Below are 18282 nucleotides of genomic sequence, written 5' to 3'. Positions count from 1 at the left end.
CCGGACGGCCCCGCGTCCACCGCCGTCGTCCTGGCGAAAGCCAGGACCCATAACCACCGCATTTGGTGATGGGCGAGATCGTGGCCCCAGCGTCGCGCAATAATGACCATTCGTGGTTATGGGTCCCGGCCTTCGCCGGGACGACGATGAGGATAGTTTTCGATTTAAACACGCGGTGTCATCACCCGCGCATGCGGGTGATCCAGTATTCCAGAGGCAGTCGTTGTTGAACCGATGAGCCGCGGCGTACTGGATCGCCCGGTCGAGCCGGGCGATGACAGGTGCTGGGACGAGACTCTCTCCACGCGTCGTCCTGGCGAAAGCCAGGACCCATAACCACCGCATTTGGTGATGGGCGAGATCGTGGCCCCAGCATCGCGCGACAATTGAGATTTGAGGTAATAGGTCCTGGCTTTCGCCAGGACGACACGGAATGTTTGGCGCGGCTTGTGAGTCGTACAGGCCGGACAACCCACTCACCCGGGGCTACGCATTCTTTTCCCTTTCACAGTTTCGTTGCTATGGTCGCGCGTGATCCATTCCCGCTCACGGCCCTATCCATGCAAAGCCCACGTCCCGACCGCATCCGCAAACTTCTCGCCGACCTCGTCGCCTTCGACACCGTCAGCGACCGCAGTAATTTGCCGCTGATCGATTACATCGAGCGCTATCTTGCCTCGCTTGGCGTCAGCAGCCAGCGCATCGTCGATGAGACCGGGCAGAAGTCCTCGCTCTGGGTCACGGTCGGCCCCGAGGACAAGGCCGGGCTGGTGCTGTCGGGGCACACCGATGTCGTGCCGGTGGCCGGACAGGACTGGAGCCACAATCCGTTCGAGCTCGTCGAACGCGACGGCCGGCTGTACGGCCGCGGCACCACCGACATGAAGGGCTTTGTCGCGGTCTGCCTCGCGATGGTTCCGGAGATGCTCGCGGCCGACCTGAAGACGCCGATCAATCTTGCGATCTCCTATGACGAGGAGATCGGCTGCGTCGGCGTGCGGCCGATGCTGCGCGAGGTCGCGCGCAAGCCGGTCAAGCCGCTCGGCTGCTTCGTCGGCGAGCCGACCCAGATGCAGGTGATCATCGGCCACAAGGGCAAGCACGGCGTGCGTGCCACGTTCCGCGGGCTCGCCCGCCACTCCTCGATCGCGCCGGACGGGGTCAACGCGATCGAATATGCGGCCGAGCTCATCACCGAAATTCGCCGCCGCGCCGCGTTGCTGGCCGCGGATGCCGAACAGAGCAGCCTCTACGACGTCCCGCACTCGACCCTGCTCACCAGCATCGTTCGCGGCGGCGCCGCGCTCAACATCGTGCCCGACCATTGCGCCGTGGAGTTCGAATGCCGCGGCATCGGCATCACCGAGTCGAGGCAAGTGACGGATGCGATCATCGCCTGGGCGAAGGCCGAGATCGAGCCCAGGATGCGCCAGCAGCATCCCGAATGCGGCATCGACTTCGAGGAGATCCTCGACTACCCCGCGCTCGACACCGCGGCGGACGCACCGATCGTCACACTCGCCAAGCAGCTCGCCGGCCGCAACGACCACGCCAAGGTCGCCTTCGGCACCGAGGCCGGCCTGTTCGTCAGCATGGCGGACGTGCCGTCGGTCGTGGTCGGCCCCGGCGCAATCGCGCAGGCCCACACCCCGGATGAATTCGTCGAGATGTCGCAACTCGAGGCGTGCGGCGATTTCGTCGCGCGGCTGATCGCGCATTGCGCGAAGGCTTAGACTCTTAGGATGGGTAGAGCCAACGGGTCCGCACAAGCGCGGCCCGATGATAAACTCCGCGAAACCCATCAATTCATATCCGCGGCACGAAGCTGATGGGTATCGCTGCGCTCCACCCATCCTACGGATCTTGGATAGATCACAGACCATCCGGCGGCAGGCCCGGTCCGGTTGCGGCCGGGCGGAGCTTGTCGCGCTTGCGCTCGCGGTAGAAGGCGTAGAGGCCGGAGGCCACGATGATCGTAGCACCCGCGAGCATCGCACCGTCGGGCTTGTGGCCGAAGGCGAGATAGCCGGTCAGCATCGCCCACAGCAGCGCCGTGTAGCGGAACGGCGCCACCGCCGAGATGTCACCGGTCCGCAGCGACACGATGATGCATTGATAGCCGATCAGGATCAGCACCGCAGCGAATGTGAGCAGGCCGAGCGCCTGGCCGGACGGCGGCTTCCAGCCGCCGAGCGGCACCAGGACGGCGGCGCCCGCCGTCGTCACCGTCACGGTCGTCAGCAGCGTGATGAACGCGGTCGGCAGGTCCTTCGGGATGCGGCGGGTTGCGAGATCGCGCACCGCACAGAAGCCGACCGACGCCAGCGCCAGCAGCGCGGCCTGGCTGAAGCCTTCCGCACCGGGCCGGACGATCACCAGCACGCCGATGAAGCCGGCCGCGATCGCAAGCCAGCGCCGCCAGCCGACCGGCTCGCCGAACACCAGCGCCGCACCGAGCGTGATGACCAGCGGCAGCGCCTGGAAGATCGCCGACGCGTTGGCGAGCGGGATCTGCGAGATTGCCGACAGATAAGTCAGCGTGCCGCCGATCTCGCCGATCACGCGCAATCCGACCGGCCAGATCAACAGCGCGCCAAAACTGCGCAGCGCAACGCGGTACCAGGCGAGTGCCGCGACCAGCACCATCGCGACCAGACCGCGGACCAGCAGGATCTCCCCGATGTTGAGCTCCGCCGACACCGCCTTGGTGATGGTGTCGTTGACCGTGAAGCTGGCCATGGCCGCAGCCATGAACAGGCTGCCGCGAAGATTCGAGGAAAGGGGCAAAGTGAAATTGTCCGATCAGGACCAGGGCGGGCGTTGACCGGACCGACTTGCCAAAGCGGCGCTGCGAACTCAAGTCACAGATGACTACAATGCGGAAACATGCCGCAGCGCGCGGCAGCGGTGGTGCCCTGCTCCGCCCCCGCTCTTGCGGGGAGCGGTCAAAAGAGAAGCGGCGCGAACCCTGGGGGATCGCGCCGCGTTTTCAGATCAGGTTGCGCCGGCCTTCTGCGCGTATTCCCATGATGCCTTCGACAGCGGCACGGTGCGCGCGGCCGACTCGAGGGCCTTGGCATTGGCGGCGGTGCCGTCGCGGACGCGGCCCGCAATGCCCTGCGTGATGCCGGCGAGGCGGAACAGATTGTAGGAAAAGTACCAGTTGAGATCCGGCACGGCCATACCGGTCACGTTGCAGTAGATCTGCGCGGCTTCGTCCTGGCTCGGAATGTTCAACGCCTTGAGGTCGGCGTTGGCGAGGCCCGGCATGGTCCACTGCATCAACAGGTAGGTGAAGTCGGCCATGGGATCGCCGAGCGTCGACAACTCCCAGTCCAGCACCGCCTGCACCCGCGGCTCGGTGGCGTGGAAGATCATGTTGTCGAGGCGATAGTCGCCGTGCACGACCGAGACGCGCTTCTGCTCCGGCACCGTCTTCGGCAGCCACTCCGCGAGCTTCTCGAATTCCGGAATGTGCTGCGTCTCGGACGCGCGATACTGCTTGGTCCAGCGGTCGACCTGGCGGGCAAAATAATTGCCGGGCTTGCCGAAATCACCGAGGCCGATCTTTTCGGGATCGAGGACGTGCAGCTTCGCCAGCGTCTCGATCTTGCTGGTGAAGATCTTGCGGCGTGCGTCGGCGTCCTGGCTAGGCAAGGTCGGATCCCAGAACACCCGCCCCTCCTCCATCGACATGATGTAGAAGGCCGAGCCGATCACCGCATCGTCGGTGCACAGCGCATAGGCTTTCGCGACCGGGAAATTCTGCTTGCCGAGCGCCGCGATGACACGGAACTCGCGATCCACCGCATGCGCCGACGGCAACAGTTTACCGAACGGCCGGCGGCGCATCACGTAGTTGCGGCCGGGGGTTTCGAGCTTGTAGGTCGGGTTGGACTGGCCACCCTTGAACTGCAGGACCTTGAGCGGACCCTGATAGCCCTCGACGTGTTCCTTCATCCAGGCATCGAGGTTCGCCTCGTTGACACGATGGCGCTCCTCGACTTCCCGTGTTCCGGAAAATTCTTCGTCTTTCCTGACGCCGTCCGCCACGATGACGCTCCCTCAACTCGATTTTTCAAGGAGCGCGTTGGGGCGCTCCCGCGATCAGGCTGGCACGCCAGCCTGATTTCTCTTTTTCATTCTGAGCACGATGTCAGCGCGAACGCCATGCGTTCCGCGTCATGCTCAGTGCGACGTGTTTGCATACTTCCGAACTTCCAGCCTGGCAATGGCGCGATTGTGCACCTCATCCGGACCGTCGGCGAGACGAAGCGTGCGGATGTGGGCATAGGCCTTCGCGAGCCCGGCATCGTCGGAGACACCGCCGCCGCCGAACGCCTGGATCGCCTGATCGATGATCTTCAGCGCCATGTTCGGAGCTGCAACCTTGATCATCGCGATCTCGGCCTGCGCGGTCTTGTTGCCGACCTTGTCCATCATGTCGGCGGCCTTGAGGCACAGCAGGCGATTCATCTCGATATCGGTGCGGGCCTCGCCGATGCGCTGCTCCCAGACCGAATGCTCGATGATCTTCTTGCCGAATGCGGTGCGCGAGGCGAGCCGCTTCACCATCTTCTCCAGCGCTTCCTCGGCCTGGCCGATGGTGCGCATGCAGTGATGGATGCGACCCGGACCGAGACGGCCCTGCGCGATCTCGAAGCCGCGGCCCTCGCCGAGCAGGATGTTCTCCTTCGGCACGCGGACGTTCTCGAGCAGCACCTGGGCGTGGCCGTGCGGCGCATCGTCGAAGCCGAACACCGGCAGCATCTTCTCGACCTTGATGCCGGGGGTGTCGAGCGGCACCAGGATCTGCGACTGCTGCTGATGCTTGGCGGCGTTGAAGTCGGTCTTGCCCATCAGGATCGCGACCTTGCAGCGCGGATCGCCGACGCCCGACGACCACCATTTGCGGCCGTTGATGACGTAGTGATCGCCGTCCTTCTCGATCCGGGTCTCGATGTTGGTGGCGTCAGACGAAGCCACCGCCGGCTCGGTCATCAGGAAGGCGGAGCGGATCTCGCCGTCCATCAGCGGGCGCAGCCATTTGCGCTTCTGCTCCTTGGTGCCGTAGCGGATGAACACTTCCATGTTGCCGGTATCGGGGGCGGAGCAGTTGAACACTTCCGACGCCCAGGAGATGTGGCCCATCTCTTCCGACAGCAGCGCGTATTCGAGGTTGGTCAATCCCGCGCCGTGGAATTCGTCGTCCTCATGCGAGGACGGCGGCATGAACATGTTCCAGAGGCCTTCGGCCTTCGCCTTCTTCTTCAGGTCCTCGAGGACCGGGATCACCTTCCAGCGCGGGCCTTCGGCGTCCTGCTTCTCGTAGATCGGCACCGCCGGGCGGACATGCGTTTTCATGAAAGCCTGAACGCGCTCCAGCCACTCCTTCTGCTTGGGCGACATCGTGAAATCCATGGGACGCTCCTCGTTTCCTAGACTTGGGCTTGGGCCTTGCCGTTTGAGCCTTGGTTTGAGCCTTGGCCTTTTGGGCAACATTGTTGACCCCGCCTCCGCGGCTCGCAAGGGCGTTCGCGGAACGGCGGCGGTGGTGGTGGTGGTGTGCCAGAGCGCCGCCCCGCGATCAGCGGATTGACATTTCCGGCTCTTCAAACGATAGTTTCATACAAATGTTTGAAATGCAACTCCCTGTCGTCTTCGTCATTCCCCGGCGTACCGCGGAATAACGGAAAGGCTCTCAGCCATGGCCAGCGACCAGACCCGATCCGCCATTCTTGCCGCCGCCGAGCGGCTCTATGCCGACCGCGGCTTCGGCGACGTCACGCTGCGCGACATCGTCGCGGAGGCGAACGTCAACCTCGCGGCGGTGAACTATCATTTCGGCTCCAAGGACGAATTGATCGCGGAGCTGTTCGTCACCCGCAGCATCCAGACCAACCGCGAGCGCCTCAATGAATTGAAGGCGGCGGAGGAAGCCGGCGGCGGACGCGCCGCGATCGAGGACATCATGCGCGCCCTCGTCGGCCCCACCTTGCGCGGCTGCCTCGGGCCCGACCGCGAGGGCTCGACCGCGGCACGCTTCATGATCCGCGCCTCGATCGAATCGGTGCCGCCGATCCGCCGCATCAAGAACCGCGAGGTCGACCACTTGCGCAAATTCGCCGCCGCGATGCGCCGCGCGATGCCCGGCCGCGACGATACCGAGTTGTATTGGGGCCTGCACTTCGCGCTCGCGATGGCGCACCACACCATCCGCGAGAAGGAACGCCTGCTGCGGCTGTCCGAAGGCAAATGCGACCTCGACGACGTCCGCGCCATCATCGATCGCGTGGTCACGGTCTCGGTGATGGCGCTGACGATGGGCGACGTGCCGAGCAAGCCGGCCGCGCGGCCGGTCCTGGTGCACGGCCGGCTGACGCGGCAGGATCTGTAAGCGCCCTTCCTTAAAGCGCGATGCGATTTGGCTGATCCGCCATCGCGCTTTAGCTCATTGCTTGAGCATGATCTCCGCGCAAACGCTACGCGCCTGTCGCGGGGGAAAACCGCTTCGCACTTTTCCGGATCATGCTCACACCATCGCGATGCAGTCGATCTCGATGTCGAATGGTCCGGTCCATTCCGGGATGCAGACGAAGATCCGCGCCGGCAGATCATCTGCGAAGTATTTTCGGTAGATTGTATTGAAGGTCGCGAAGTGTTTGGCCGAGGTGCAGAAGATGTTGCACTTCATCACGTTGTCGAACGACGCGCCGGCCGCTTCAAGACACTGCTTGAGCTGCTCCATCACGAGCTCGCTCTGCCGCTCGATCGAGGCCCCGGCCGCGAACTCGCCGGTTGCCGGATCGAACGGCGGCAGGCCGGAGACGAACACCATGTTGCCGGCCCGCGTGACCGCCGACGCCGGCGCCTTCCAGCGCTCCAGCCAGCTGGAGATCGGTTCGACGCGGATCACTTCCCGTTTCATGATTGGCACCTTCGATGAGGGATCGATGGCGCCAATCTAGCAGGCGGGTGTCAATGATGTTTCGATGCAGGTCGAAGTGTTGTTGGAGTCGACCGCACTGTCACCGTCATCCTGAGGAGGCCGCGCAGCGGCCGTCTCGAAGGATCGACGGCCACCAGCCGGGCCGTTCATCCTTCGAGGCTCGCAAGCGCTCGCACCTCAGGATGACGGAACCCGCTGCATGGCCTATCCGATCAATCGAGCAGTGCTATAGGATCCCCTGCGCCTTCAGGCCTTCGACCTTGGCGTCGTCATAGCCGATGGTCGCCAGCACGTCCTTGGTGTCGGCGCCGAGCAGCGGCGGGGCGCGGTAGTCCGTGATCGGGGTGCCCGAGAAGGTCAGCGCGTTGCGGATCAGCGACAGATTCGGCTCGAAGGGGTGATCGACCTTGACCCGCATGCCGCGCGACTGCACGTGCGGATCGCTGAACACCTGCTCGAAATTGTTGATCGGGCCCGACGGCACGCCGGCCTCCTCGAGCTTCTCCAGCCAGTAGGCCACCGGCTGCTTCAGGAACAGGCCGGCGAAGATCGCCATGATCTCCTTGCCGTGCACGACGCGGTCGTTGTTCTTGACGAAGCGCTTGTCGCTGGCGAGCTCGGGTTCGCCGAGCACGGCGCAGGTGCGCTGGAACTGGCCGTCATTGCCGACCACCAGCATCAATTCGCCGTCGGTGCAGCGGAACACGCCGGCCGGCATGCCGCCATTGCCCCAGGTGCCGCGGCGCGGCGGCATGGTGCCGTTGACGAGGTAGATCTGCAGCCAGTGCGACAGCGAGGCGATCACCGTGTCGAACAGGCAGACGTCGACATGCTGCCCTTCCCCGTTGTTGGCGTCGCGATGGTACAGCGCCGACAGGATACCGATCGAGGTGTTCATGCCGGTCATATAGTCGACGATCGAGGGGCCGACCTTCATCGGGCCCGCGCCGGGCTCGCCGTCGATATGGCCGGTCACGCTCATCAGGCCGCCCATCGCCTGGAGGATGGCGTCATAGCCGGCGCGCGTGGCGTACGGGCCGGTCTGGCCGAAGCCGGTGACCGAGCAATAGATGATGCCGGGGTTGATCTTCTTGATCGTCTCGTAGTCGAGGCCGTAGCGCTTGAGGTCGCCGACCTTGTAGTTCTCCATCATCACGTCGACCGACTTGGCGAGCTCGCGGATGATCGCCTGCCCTTCCGGCTTGGCGATGTTGACCGTGACGGACTTCTTGTTGCGGTTGGCGCAGAGGTAGAACGAGTTGTTGTTGTTCGCCTTGCCTTCGGGATCACTGAGATAGGGCGGGCCAAAGGCGCGGGCGTCGTCGCCGCCGCCGGGCCGCTCGATCTTGATCACCTCGGCGCCGAGATCCGCCAGCATCTGGGCCGACAGCGGGCCCGCGAGCACCCGCGTCAGATCGAGAATCTTGATGCCCGAAAGTGGCAGAGCCGACATGAAGCATTCCTCCGATATCTTGCTAAATCTTGATTATCCGGCGCCAGACCGCGTCCTCGCGATGTCTTTCGGCGCCAAGGCTTGCCGATACACCATTTTGCTGCCGCGAGCACTGCATTGTCGGCATGAAGCCATCCGCAGGCGGCCTATGTGCGGCGCACCGGCCACGTCCCCGGGGAACCCGCCGCGGGAATCGGGCCGATTGCCGCCACGCGAAATTGTGAACGGGCCTGACACCGATTTGCCTCAGCATCAGCGGTATTTTTACCGCGACGAGGAGGACACCATGCGGACGATCACGACGGTCGGGCTGCTGCTGGCGCTGCTTGCGGCCGCCATGCCGCCGGTGGATGCGCGCAGCCGCCACGGCCATGGCGGCGGGCACGGCCACGGCATGCATGCCGGCGGCGCACATCGCGGCGGCGGATTGGCCACCGGCAAGCAGCACGGCGACGACGCCTACACCAGGGCGTCCTCCGACGAGGAGAACCGCCTGCTCAACACCAGGCTGAAGAGCATCTGTCGCGGCTGCTAGAGCACGATCCAGAAAAGTGCGAAGCGGTTTTCCCTCGCGACAAACGCGAAGCGTTTGCGCGGAGACCATGCTCAAGGAGGCATCGCGCCGATATCGGGACTCTAGGACGCGATCGCCGCCTGCCGCGGCTGCGCGGTGGCGCCGATCAGCTTGCCGATCTCGGGCTTGCAGCCGCCGCAATTGGTGCCGGCTTTGAGGCAACGGCCGATCGCATCGACGCTGTCGGCGCCCTTCTTGATCTCGGCGGTGATCTGGTGCCGTCCGACGCTGAAGCAGGAGCAGACGATCGGGCCGACATCCTCGCCCGCGCCGAACGGCCGTCCCGCCAGCAGCGCCATCCGCGCATTGGCGGATAGTTGCTGTTCGGCGAACAACCCGGTCAGCCAGGCCCGCGACGGCAGCGTGTGATCGGGCGCGATGAACACGCAGCCTTCGAGCCGGCCGTCGCGCACCGCCGCATACCGAAAGCGGCCCGCCGCCGGATCGCGGTAGGCGATCCATTCGATCTCGACGCCTTCGAGCCCGAGTTGCGCCCTCGCCCAGTCGCGCCAGCTCTCCGGGCGAACGTCGAGCGCAAGCTCCAGCCGCGTGCAGTCGCCGGCCTTGCCGTAGACCCAATAGCCCGACGCCGGACGCTTGATCGCGTCGCGGCTCAGGATGAAGGCGTGCCATTTCGGCGCGTAAGGATCGGCCTTGACCGGCGTGTGCTTGGACTCCGGCTGGCCGGACAGCGGATCGACCGCGGGATTGACCAGCGCATTGACGCGCCCCTCGCCGGCGAACTCCTCGTTCCAGTGCATCGGCACGAACACGCAGCCGCGGCGCTGGTCGGCGCTGACCACGACGCGCGCGATCATCTCGCCCCAGTTGCTGGTCAGCAGCACCAGCCCTTCGTTTTGCAGGCCGGCCTGCCGCGCATCCTCGGGGTGAAACTCGGCATAGGGCTCGAACACATGCGACAGCAGCCGCCCGGTCTTCCCGGTCCGCGTCATGGTGTGCCACTGATCGCGGACGCGGCCGGTGTTGAGCACAAGCGGAAAGTCGCGGCTGGTGGCGTGGCGCGCCGCGCGCGGCGCAACCGGCACGAAGCGCGCCTTGCGGTCGGGCGTGAAGAATGTCTGGCTCTCGAACATCCGCGGCGTGCCAGCCGGATGCTCCGACGTCACCGGCCACTGCACCGGCGCCAGCGCGTCATAGGCGACGTCGTCGAGTGCAGCCAGCGCCGAGATGTCGAAATCGCGCCGGCCGTTATTCTCGAAGCCCGACAGTTCAGCGTGCTCGCGGAACACCTCCGCGGCTGACGCGTAGTCGAAGCCGGGATATCCCATGCGTTGCGCGACATCGCAGATGATGCGCCAGTCGGCGCGCGCCTCGCCCGGCGCTGCAAGGAACGGCCGCTGCCGCGAGATCCGGCGCTCGGAATTCGTGACCGTGCCGTCCTTCTCGCCCCACGCCAGCGCCGGCAGCAGCACATCGGCAAGCCGTGTGGTGTCGGTGTCGCGCATGCAGTCCGTCACCACGACGAGCTCGCAGGCCTCGAGCGCGGCCCGTGCGCGATCGGCATCGGGCAGGCTCACCACCGGATTGGTCGAGATGATCCACACCGCCTTGATGCGGCCGTCGGCGATCGCGTCGAACATGTCGACCGCCTTCAGCCCGCCCTTCTCCGCAATCACCGGCGCGCGCCAGAACCGCTGCACCAGCTCGCGATGCGCGGGGTTTTCGAGCTCCATATGCGCGGCAAGCTGGTTGGCGAGCCCGCCGACCTCGCGGCCGCCCATCGCGTTGGGCTGCCCGGTCAACGAGAACGGCCCCATGCCGGGACGGCCGATGCGCCCCGTCAACAGATGGCAATTGATGATGGCGTTGACCTTGTCGACGCCGCTCGACGACTGGTTGATGCCTTGGGAATACAGCGTGACGACGCGTTCGGTCCGGGTGAACCAGTCGAAGAACAGGCCGACCGCGCCTTCGGTCAGGCCGCAGGTCGCAGCCGTCTGCGCCACAGTCTGTCCCGCCACCTGCTTGAGCGCGTCGACGACACCCGTCGTGCAATTGCCGACAAAGCTGCGATCCACCGCATTGCTGCCGGCCAGGAACGCGAACAGCCCGTTGAACAGCACGGAGTCGCTGCCCGAGCGCAGCGGCAGGTGCAGATCGGCGCCCTCGCAGGTCGCGGTGCGGCGCGGATCGATCACCACGATCTTGCACGCCGGGTTCTTCTCCTTGGCCGCCAGCATGCGTTGGTGCAGGATCGGATGGCACCAGGCGGCGTTGGAGCCGACTAGCACCAGGAGGTCGGCCTGCTCGAGATCCTCGTAGCAGCCCGGCACGGTGTCGCTGCCGAACGCGCGCTTGTGCCCCGCGACGCTGGAAGCCATGCAGAGCCGCGAATTGGTGTCGATATTGGCGGTACCGACAAAGCCCTTGGCGAGCTTGTTGATGACGTAATAGTCCTCGGTCAAGAGCTGGCCGGAGACATAGAACGCGACCGCGTCGGGCCCGTGCTCGCGAATAACGCGGCTGAAGCCGTCGGCGACACGATCGAGCGCGTCATCCCACGCCGCCGGCACGTTATCGATCATTGGCTCCAGCAGACGCCCGTCGAGATCGATGGTCTCGGCCAGCGCCGAGCCCTTGCTGCAGAGCCGGCCGAAATTGGCCGGATGTTGCTTGTCGCCTTCGACCCGGACCGCGCCCGCCGCGTCCTTCGACGCGATGACGCCACAACCGACACCGCAATAAGGACACGTGGTCTTGACGGGCATTGCCTGACGCTCAGCTCACCGCAGCCGCCTGCCGCACCGACAGCCAGACAACGCCGTTCTCGACCTTGGCCGGATGGGTATGGGTGCAACCTTCATCAGGTGCGACCGCCTGGCCACTGGCCAGCTCGATGACGAAATTATGCAGCGGACAGGTGACGCGCTTGTTGTGCACGATGCCCTGCGACAGCGGCCCGCCCTTGTGCGGGCAGCGGTCGTCGAGCGCGAACACCTCGTCGCTCTCGGTGCGGAACACCGCGATGTTGCCGCCCGGGGTGCGCACCACGCGCGAGCCGAGCCGCGGAATGTCGTCGAGTGCGCCGATTTCGATCCAGCTGGTCATGCGAGCTCCAATTCGGCGAGAGGCGCGAATTCGTTGCGGTCGACGCCGCGGCTGGCGCGCTCAGCCCACGGATCGGTCTGCGCGAACTGCTGCGAATAGGCGAAGCGGCCGAACAGCGCCTTGCGGTTGGTGATGTCGTCGACCACCCGCTTCCTGATCTGCTCAAGGCCGACGCGGTCGCACCATTTGTACATGCGTTCGAGATACCAGCCCTCTTCGCGATAGAGCTGGGTCAGCGCCACGATCACCTCGAGACACTCGTCCTCGGTCTCGACCTTGGTCAGGAATTCCGTGCCCTTGATGTGCAACCCGGCTGCGCCGGCGAAATGGATCTCGTAGCCGGAATCGACGCAGACCACGCCGACGTCCTTGCAGGTCGCCTCCGCGCAGTTGCGCGGGCAGCCGGAGACGCCGAGCTTGACCTTGGCCGGCGTCCACGACCCCCACATGAACTTCTCGAGCTTGACGCCGAGGCCGGTGGAGTCCTGGGTGCCGAAGCGGCACCATTCGGAGCCGACGCAGGTCTTGACCGTGCGCAGGCCCTTGGCGTAGGCGTGGCCCGACACCATGCCGGCGTCGTTGAGATCGGCCCACACCGCCGGCAGGTCCTCCTTCTTGACGCCGAGCAGGTCGATGCGCTGGCCGCCGGTGACCTTCACCGTCGGGATGTTGAACTTCTCAGCAACGTCGGCGATGGCACGCAGCTCGCTCGGCGTGGTGACGCCGCCCCACATCCGCGGCACCACCGAATAGGTGCCGTCCTTCTGGATGTTGGCGTGGACGCGCTCGTTGATGAAGCGCGACTGCTGGTCGTCGCGGTATTCGCCGGGCCAGGTCGCGAGCAGATAGTAGTTCAGCGCCGGACGGCAGGAATGACAGCCGTTCAGCGTCTTCCACTCCATGAAGCGCATCACGGCGGGAATGGTCTTGAGCTGCTGCTCGACGATGACGCGGCGAACGTCGTCATGGCTGTGATCGGTGCATTTGCACAGCGGCTTGACCTTCGGCGCCGCCGAATAGTCGCCGCCGAGCGTGAATGCCAGCACCTGCTCGACGAGGCCGGTGCAGGATCCGCAGGACGACGACGCCTTGGTATGGGCGCGGACGTCGTCGAGCGTGAACAGCTTCTTCTCGCTGATCGCCTTGACGATCGCGCCTTTGCAGACGCCGTTGCAACCGCAGATCTCGGTCTCGTCGCTCATCGCGGCGACCGAGTTCTGGCCGCTGACGCCGCCCTCGCCGAGATTAGCGGCGCCGAACACCAGGCGCTCGCGCATATGCGAGACGTCGGTGCCGTCGCGCAGATGCTGGAAGTACCAGGGGCCGTCGATAGTGTCGCCATAGAGCACCGCGCCGACGATCTTCTTGTCCTTCAGGATGATGCGCTTGTAGACGCCACGATTGGCGTCCTGCAGCACGATCTCCTCCTTGTCCGGCCCCGGCGCGAAGTCGCCGGCCGAGAAAAGGTCGATGCCGGTGACCTTCAGCTTGGTCGAGGTGACCGAGCCGTCATAGGTGGCAAAGCCCTTCATCGCGAGATGGTTGGCGCAGACCTTGGCCTGGTCGAACAACGGCGCGACGAGGCCGTAGGTCTGGCGGCGGTGCTGCACGCATTCGCCGACCGCATAGATGCGGCCGTCATAGGTCTGCATGGTGTCGGAGACGACGATGCCGCGTTCGCAGTAGAGCCCGGCCTTCTTGGCGAGCTCGAAGTTCGGGCGGATGCCGACCGCCATCACGACGAGATCGGCCGGCAGCTCGGTGCCGTCGCCGAAACGCACGCCGGTGACGCGGTCCTCGCCCAGGATCGCCTGGGTCTGCGCCGGCATCTTGAACACCATGCCGCGCTCTTCCAGCGACTTGCGCAAGAGGCCGCCGGCCACCGGATCGAGCTGGCGCTCCATCAGGGTGTCGAGCAGATGCACGACCGTGACGTTCATGCCGCGCTTCATCAGGCCGTTGGCGGCTTCGAGGCCCAGCAGGCCGCCGCCGATCACGACCGCGTTGCGATAGTCGGTCGAGGCCTTGATCATGCGATCGACATCATAGATGTCGCGGAAGCCGATCACGCCCGGCAACTCCTTGCCCGGCAGCGGCAGCATGATCGGGTTCGAGCCCGTCGCGATCAGCAGGCGGTCGTAGGGAACGCGATCGCCGGCATCGGTGACGACTTCGCAGGTCCGGCGATCGATCATGCTGATCGTCTCACCCTTGCGCAGCGTGATGTTGTTGTCCTCGTACCAGTCGACGGTATTGAGCATGATGTCGTCGACGGTCTTCTCGCCGGCGAGCACCGGCGACAGCAGGATGCGGTTGTAATTGCCGTACGGCTCGGAGCCGAACACCGTGATGTCGTAGAGATCGGGCGCGCGTTCGAGCAGCGCCTCCACCGTCCGGATGCCGGCCATTCCGTTGCCGATCACCACGAGCTTCTGCTTGATCACCTTGTCGAGCATGGTCTGCCTTTCAATTCCGACGGCTGTGCTCAGCGACGCGGCGCGCGTCGTCGATCGACACCGATAGAGGTTTGGAGTTGTTAGGAAGCCCAGCCGCGGGCGCAGACCGTCCTCAATGACGATCGATGTTCCGTTATCGATCGATATACAAAACGCGTGCCAACTCGCAGCGGACAAATTTTGCTGCAAAATCAATCGGTTTTGAGCGACATCGAATCAGCCCGATGACGCGCCACCGCGATAGCTGGCCGATTTTTTAGCCACGCCGATGATCTCTTGTGCATCACAGCATCGACGTCGGCGATGATGATCGCCGGCCCGCGATCCACGTACCACCGCATGCCCATGGCGCATCGCACAAGAAAGCATCAGGGTGCGCGTTTGCGCGGCGGCGCTTGCTGCAAGCCACGCCAATTCCGATCGCAGAATACGGTTCGCGATCTCGCGGCAACGTCTTGCGACTGCAAGGCAAAGCGACGCGATCGATTCGATGGCACGCAAATTGCTGAGCTGTCTTCTTGACGGAGTGCGTCTCAACGACGAGCGCACCCACCATTCACCCACATTCGATTTGTCTGCGCCTGAGATTGCCGCGCGTCTGCGGCCGTCTCGGCCGCATCACCGCGAGACGATTGCGATGAAGCTAGCCGAGTTCAAGAAGGCCGGTCACTGGCCGACACTGCTCGCCGCATTCCTGTACTTCGACATCAGTTTCATGGCGTGGGTCGCGCTCGGACCGCTGATCGTCTACATCGCGCGCGACATGAATCTGGCCGTGAACGAGAAGTTCACCCTGGTCGCCATTCCCGTGCTCGCCGGCGCGCTGTTGCGCGTGCCGATGGGCATTCTCGCCGACATCATCGGCGCCAAGCGCACCGGCATCATCGCCCAGCTGGTCGTGATCGCCGCGACCGCGTCGGTCTGGCATTTCGGGTTGACCAGCAAGCTTGCGATCGAATTGTTCGGGCTCGCGCTCGGCGTCGGCGGCGCCTCGTTTGCGGTCGCCCTGCCCCAGGCGAGCCGCTGGTATCCGCCGCAATATCAGGGCGTGGTGATGGGAATCGCCGGCGCCGGCAATATGGGCGTCGTGCTCGACACGCTGCTTGCGCCGTCCATTGCAGAACATTGGGGCTGGCAGGCCGTGTTCGGCTGCCTGCTGATTCCGATGCTGATGGTGCTCGCCTATTACGCATTCGCAGCCAAGGACGCGCCGGGCGAGCGCAAGAAGATCTCGCTGAAGGCCTATGGCGCGCTGCTGAAGGATTCCGACAGCCGCTGGTTCATGTTCTTCTACTTCATCACCTTCGGCGGCTTCGTCGGCCTCGCCAACGCGCTGCCGCTCTATTTCACCGTGCAGTATCACGTCTCCGGCGTGGCGGCCGGCATGTTGGTCGCGCTGATCGTCGCCTTCGGCTCGGGATTCCGTCCCGTCGGCGGCATGATTGCCGACCGCATTGGCGGCATCCGTTCGCTGTCGATCCTGTTCGGTGTCGTTGTCGCCGCCTATGTCGTGATCGCCTTCATGCCCGAAGGCCCAGTGGCGGCGACGCCGGGCGGCTGGGCGCTGACCGAGCTGCCGCGCATCGCCTGGATCTCGGTGCTGCTGTTCTCGATCGGCGTGCTGGCGCTCGGCATGGGCAATGGCGCGGTGTTCCAGCTGATCCCGCTCCGCTTCCGTCGCGAGATCGGCCTGATGACCGGCTTGGTCGGTTGCGCCGGCGGCATCGGCGGCTTCTTCCTCGCCCAGACGCTCGGCTATGCCAAGGGCATGACCGGCGGCTTCGGCGCCGGCTTCCTGTTCTTCGGCGCGCTGGCGTTGCTTGGCTTCATCGGACTTGCGATGGTCAAGGTCCGCTGGCGCACCACCTGGGGCGCGGTGTCGGGAGCGCGCGTCTGACGGCCCGCTCCCTCGGGAGAGGATAGCTCGGACGTGGCGAACGGCGCGCAACGGCATTTGCAGCGAGACCTGCAAAGGGATCTGGGCGTTCGCGTCGGCTTCGCCAGCGAGACCGGCAAGCGCGCCGCCAATGAGGACTATGTCGCGGCCTGCCTCGGCCAGCCGGGCACGCTTCACCGTGATGTCGTGGCCGCGGTCGCCGACGGCGTCGGCGGCCACAAGGGCGGACGCGAGGCCGCGGAGGTCGCGGTCCGCAGCTTCATCGACGCTTATTATTCGCTGCCCGAGACGCTCGGCGTCCGCCGCCGCGCAGCCCGGGCGCTGGAAGCCGCCAACAGCTGGATCTACGGCCAGGGCCGCGTCGACGCCGCGCGCAGCGGCATGGCGTGCGCGTTCTCCTCCATCATCCTGTCGCGGCGGCAATGCCATGTGATCCATATCGGCGACACCCGCGCCTACCGGCTGAGCGACGGACGGCTGGAACGCCTGACGCAGGATCATATTGCCGGCCGCGGCGACCTCGCGCATATGCTGAACCGCGCCATCGGCTTCGAGGAATTCGCCCGCTTCGATTACACGTCAGTGGGGCTCCGGCAGCATGACCGTCTCTTGATCTGCAGCGACGGGGTTCACGGCGCGCTCGGCGATTCCCGGCTTCAGCAATTGCTGGAGGAACGCACGCCGCCCGACGAATCGGCGCGCAGCATCGTCGATGCCGCGCTCGCTGCCGGCAGCAGCGACAACACGACCGCGCTGGTGCTCGACGTCGTCGACCTGCCGCCGGCGGATCGCGACGACCTCACGCACGCGATCGCGACGCTGCCGATCTTGGACCTGCCGCAAAGCGGCGACACGATCGACGATTTCACCCTTGGCGACGTGCTGTCCGACGGGCGTTACAGCCGTTTGTTCAAGGCGACCGACAAGCGCGCCGGCCGCGACGTCGTGCTGAAATTTCCGCATCCGCGGGTCGCGAGCGAAGGCTCCTACCGCCTCGCCTTCGTGCGCGAGGCCTGGGTCGCCGCACGCGTGCGCAGCCTCTGGATCGGCGAGATCATCGAGGTGCCGGCGGAGCGACAGACCAGGCTCTATTCGGCGATGCCGCTCTACGAGGGCGAAACGCTGGAGCAGCGGCTCAAGCGCGCACCGCGCCTGTCGCTCACCGAGGGCATCGCGATCGCGACCAAGCTGGTGCGCGCGGTCACGGCGCTGCACCGCGCCGGCATCATCCATCGCGACATCAAGCCCGACAACGTCATCCTGCTGAAGGACGGCGGGTTGCGCCTCGTCGACCTCGGCGTCGCACGCGTGCCGCTGCTGGAGGATTTTCCCGCCGAGGACATTCCGGGCACCGCGAGCTACATGGCGCCCGAACTGTTCGGCGGCAAGGCCGGCGATGAGGCCTCCGACCTGTTCGCGCTCGGCGTCACGGTCTACCGGATGTTCACCGCGAACTATCCGTTCGGCGAGATCGAGCCATTCTCGCGGCCGCGCTTCGGCAAGCCCGCACCGCTGTCACGCTATCGGCCGGACCTGCCGGCCTGGCTCGATGCCGTGATCGGCAAGGCGCTCAGCGTCGAGCCCGCGCAACGCTTCGGCGACGCCATCGAGTTCGCCCACGAACTGGAGAATGGCGCGACCTGGGCCGGCCCCGCCGTCACCACCCGCAAATCGCTGCACGACCGCGATCCCGTGACGTTCTGGAAAGTGCTGTGCGCCATCCTTGCTCTGGTGATCGTGGTGCTGCTGGCGCGGCATTAGCACGATGAGATTTGGCTAAGGCAGCCTGTCCACGGATTCGCTTCGCCTCTCCCGCTTGCGGGGGGAGGCCGACGCGCGCAGCGCGGCGGGTGGGGGCTCTCTCCTCAATGCGACTCGCGGAGA

General features: G+C 65.4%; 14 protein-coding genes. 5 read left to right on the top strand and 9 right to left on the bottom strand.

Translation table 11 applies throughout. From position 1 onward, the window contains the following. The first annotated feature begins 560 nt into the window (after window positions 1-560). Complete coding sequence (gene argE / locus AC628_RS30900; protein ID WP_074130568.1) at window positions 561-1733, top strand: acetylornithine deacetylase; 1173 nt, start codon at window positions 561-563, stop codon at window positions 1731-1733. 139 nt (window positions 1734-1872) lie between these two features. On the opposite strand, the gene AC628_RS30895 is transcribed toward argE, so the two are convergent. The 3 genes from AC628_RS30895 to AC628_RS30885 all read right to left on the bottom strand — a co-directional run bounded on the left by AC628_RS30895 (window position 1873) and on the right by AC628_RS30885 (window position 5421). After that, window positions 1873-2787, bottom strand: a complete 915-nt coding sequence (locus tag AC628_RS30895; RefSeq protein ID WP_074130567.1) for a DMT family transporter — start codon at window positions 2785-2787, stop codon at window positions 1873-1875. 207 nt (window positions 2788-2994) lie between these two features. Beyond that, the gene (locus AC628_RS30890) at window positions 2995-4053 is read right to left on the bottom strand and encodes a phosphotransferase family protein (protein ID WP_074130566.1); all 1059 of its coding nucleotides are present in this window, start codon (window positions 4051-4053) and stop codon (window positions 2995-2997) included. 135 nt (window positions 4054-4188) lie between these two features. Next, complete coding sequence (locus AC628_RS30885) at window positions 4189-5421, bottom strand: acyl-CoA dehydrogenase family protein (protein WP_074130565.1); 1233 nt, start codon at window positions 5419-5421, stop codon at window positions 4189-4191. Window positions 5422-5707: 286 nt separating this feature from the next. Here AC628_RS30885 and AC628_RS30880 point away from each other — a divergent pair, with 286 nt between their 5' ends. Then, the gene (locus AC628_RS30880; protein WP_074130564.1) at window positions 5708-6397 is read left to right on the top strand and encodes a TetR/AcrR family transcriptional regulator; all 690 of its coding nucleotides are present in this window, start codon (window positions 5708-5710) and stop codon (window positions 6395-6397) included. Between the two features lie 135 nt (window positions 6398-6532). On the opposite strand, the gene AC628_RS30875 is transcribed toward AC628_RS30880, so the two are convergent. Together AC628_RS30875 and AC628_RS30870 are read right to left on the bottom strand one after the other, a co-directional pair. After that, window positions 6533-6928, bottom strand: a complete 396-nt coding sequence (locus AC628_RS30875) for a Rid family hydrolase (protein ID WP_074130563.1) — start codon at window positions 6926-6928, stop codon at window positions 6533-6535. Window positions 6929-7175: 247 nt separating this feature from the next. After that, a complete protein-coding gene (locus AC628_RS30870) occupies window positions 7176-8402 on the bottom strand; it encodes a CaiB/BaiF CoA transferase family protein (RefSeq protein WP_074130562.1) in 1227 nt (408 codons plus the stop codon). A 286-nt stretch (window positions 8403-8688) separates the two neighbouring features. Between AC628_RS30870 and AC628_RS30865 the strand changes: the two genes are divergently transcribed. Next, window positions 8689-8937, top strand: a complete 249-nt coding sequence (locus tag AC628_RS30865; protein ID WP_143201890.1) for a hypothetical protein — start codon at window positions 8689-8691, stop codon at window positions 8935-8937. A gap of 101 nt (window positions 8938-9038) precedes the next feature. Here the strand turns inward: AC628_RS30865 and AC628_RS30860 are convergent, their stop codons facing one another. The 4 genes from AC628_RS30860 to AC628_RS43270 form a co-directional block, all read right to left on the bottom strand. Then, a complete protein-coding gene (locus AC628_RS30860; protein ID WP_074130560.1) occupies window positions 9039-11705 on the bottom strand; it encodes a nitrate reductase in 2667 nt (888 codons plus the stop codon). Window positions 11706-11715: 10 nt separating this feature from the next. Further along, window positions 11716-12045: a nitrite reductase small subunit NirD gene (gene nirD / locus AC628_RS30855; RefSeq protein ID WP_074130559.1), complete on the bottom strand. Its 330-nt coding sequence runs from the start codon at window positions 12043-12045 to the stop codon at window positions 11716-11718. Then, entirely contained in the window at window positions 12042-14486 is a 2445-nt protein-coding gene (gene nirB / locus AC628_RS30850) for a nitrite reductase large subunit NirB (RefSeq protein ID WP_210190286.1), read from the bottom strand. The genes nirD and nirB overlap by 4 nt, the downstream gene beginning before the upstream one ends. Window positions 14487-14717: 231 nt before the next feature. Next, the gene (locus AC628_RS43270; RefSeq protein WP_143201889.1) at window positions 14718-15002 is read right to left on the bottom strand and encodes a hypothetical protein; all 285 of its coding nucleotides are present in this window, start codon (window positions 15000-15002) and stop codon (window positions 14718-14720) included. A 136-nt stretch (window positions 15003-15138) separates the two neighbouring features. Between AC628_RS43270 and AC628_RS30845 the strand changes: the two genes are divergently transcribed. Next, on the top strand, window positions 15139-16398 hold the full coding sequence (locus AC628_RS30845; RefSeq protein ID WP_074130557.1) for an MFS transporter: 1260 nt from the start codon (window positions 15139-15141) through the stop codon (window positions 16396-16398). A gap of 33 nt (window positions 16399-16431) precedes the next feature. Further along, entirely contained in the window at window positions 16432-18159 is a 1728-nt protein-coding gene (locus AC628_RS30840) for a bifunctional protein-serine/threonine kinase/phosphatase (RefSeq protein ID WP_245321407.1), read from the top strand. The last annotated feature ends 123 nt before the right edge of the window (window positions 18160-18282 follow it).

Source organism: Bradyrhizobium sp. NAS96.2 (assembly GCF_001908235.1).
GTDB lineage: Bacteria > Pseudomonadota > Alphaproteobacteria > Rhizobiales > Xanthobacteraceae > Bradyrhizobium.
Note: the sequence above shows the minus strand (reverse complement) of the source record. Positions and strands in the feature narration are given on the sequence as shown.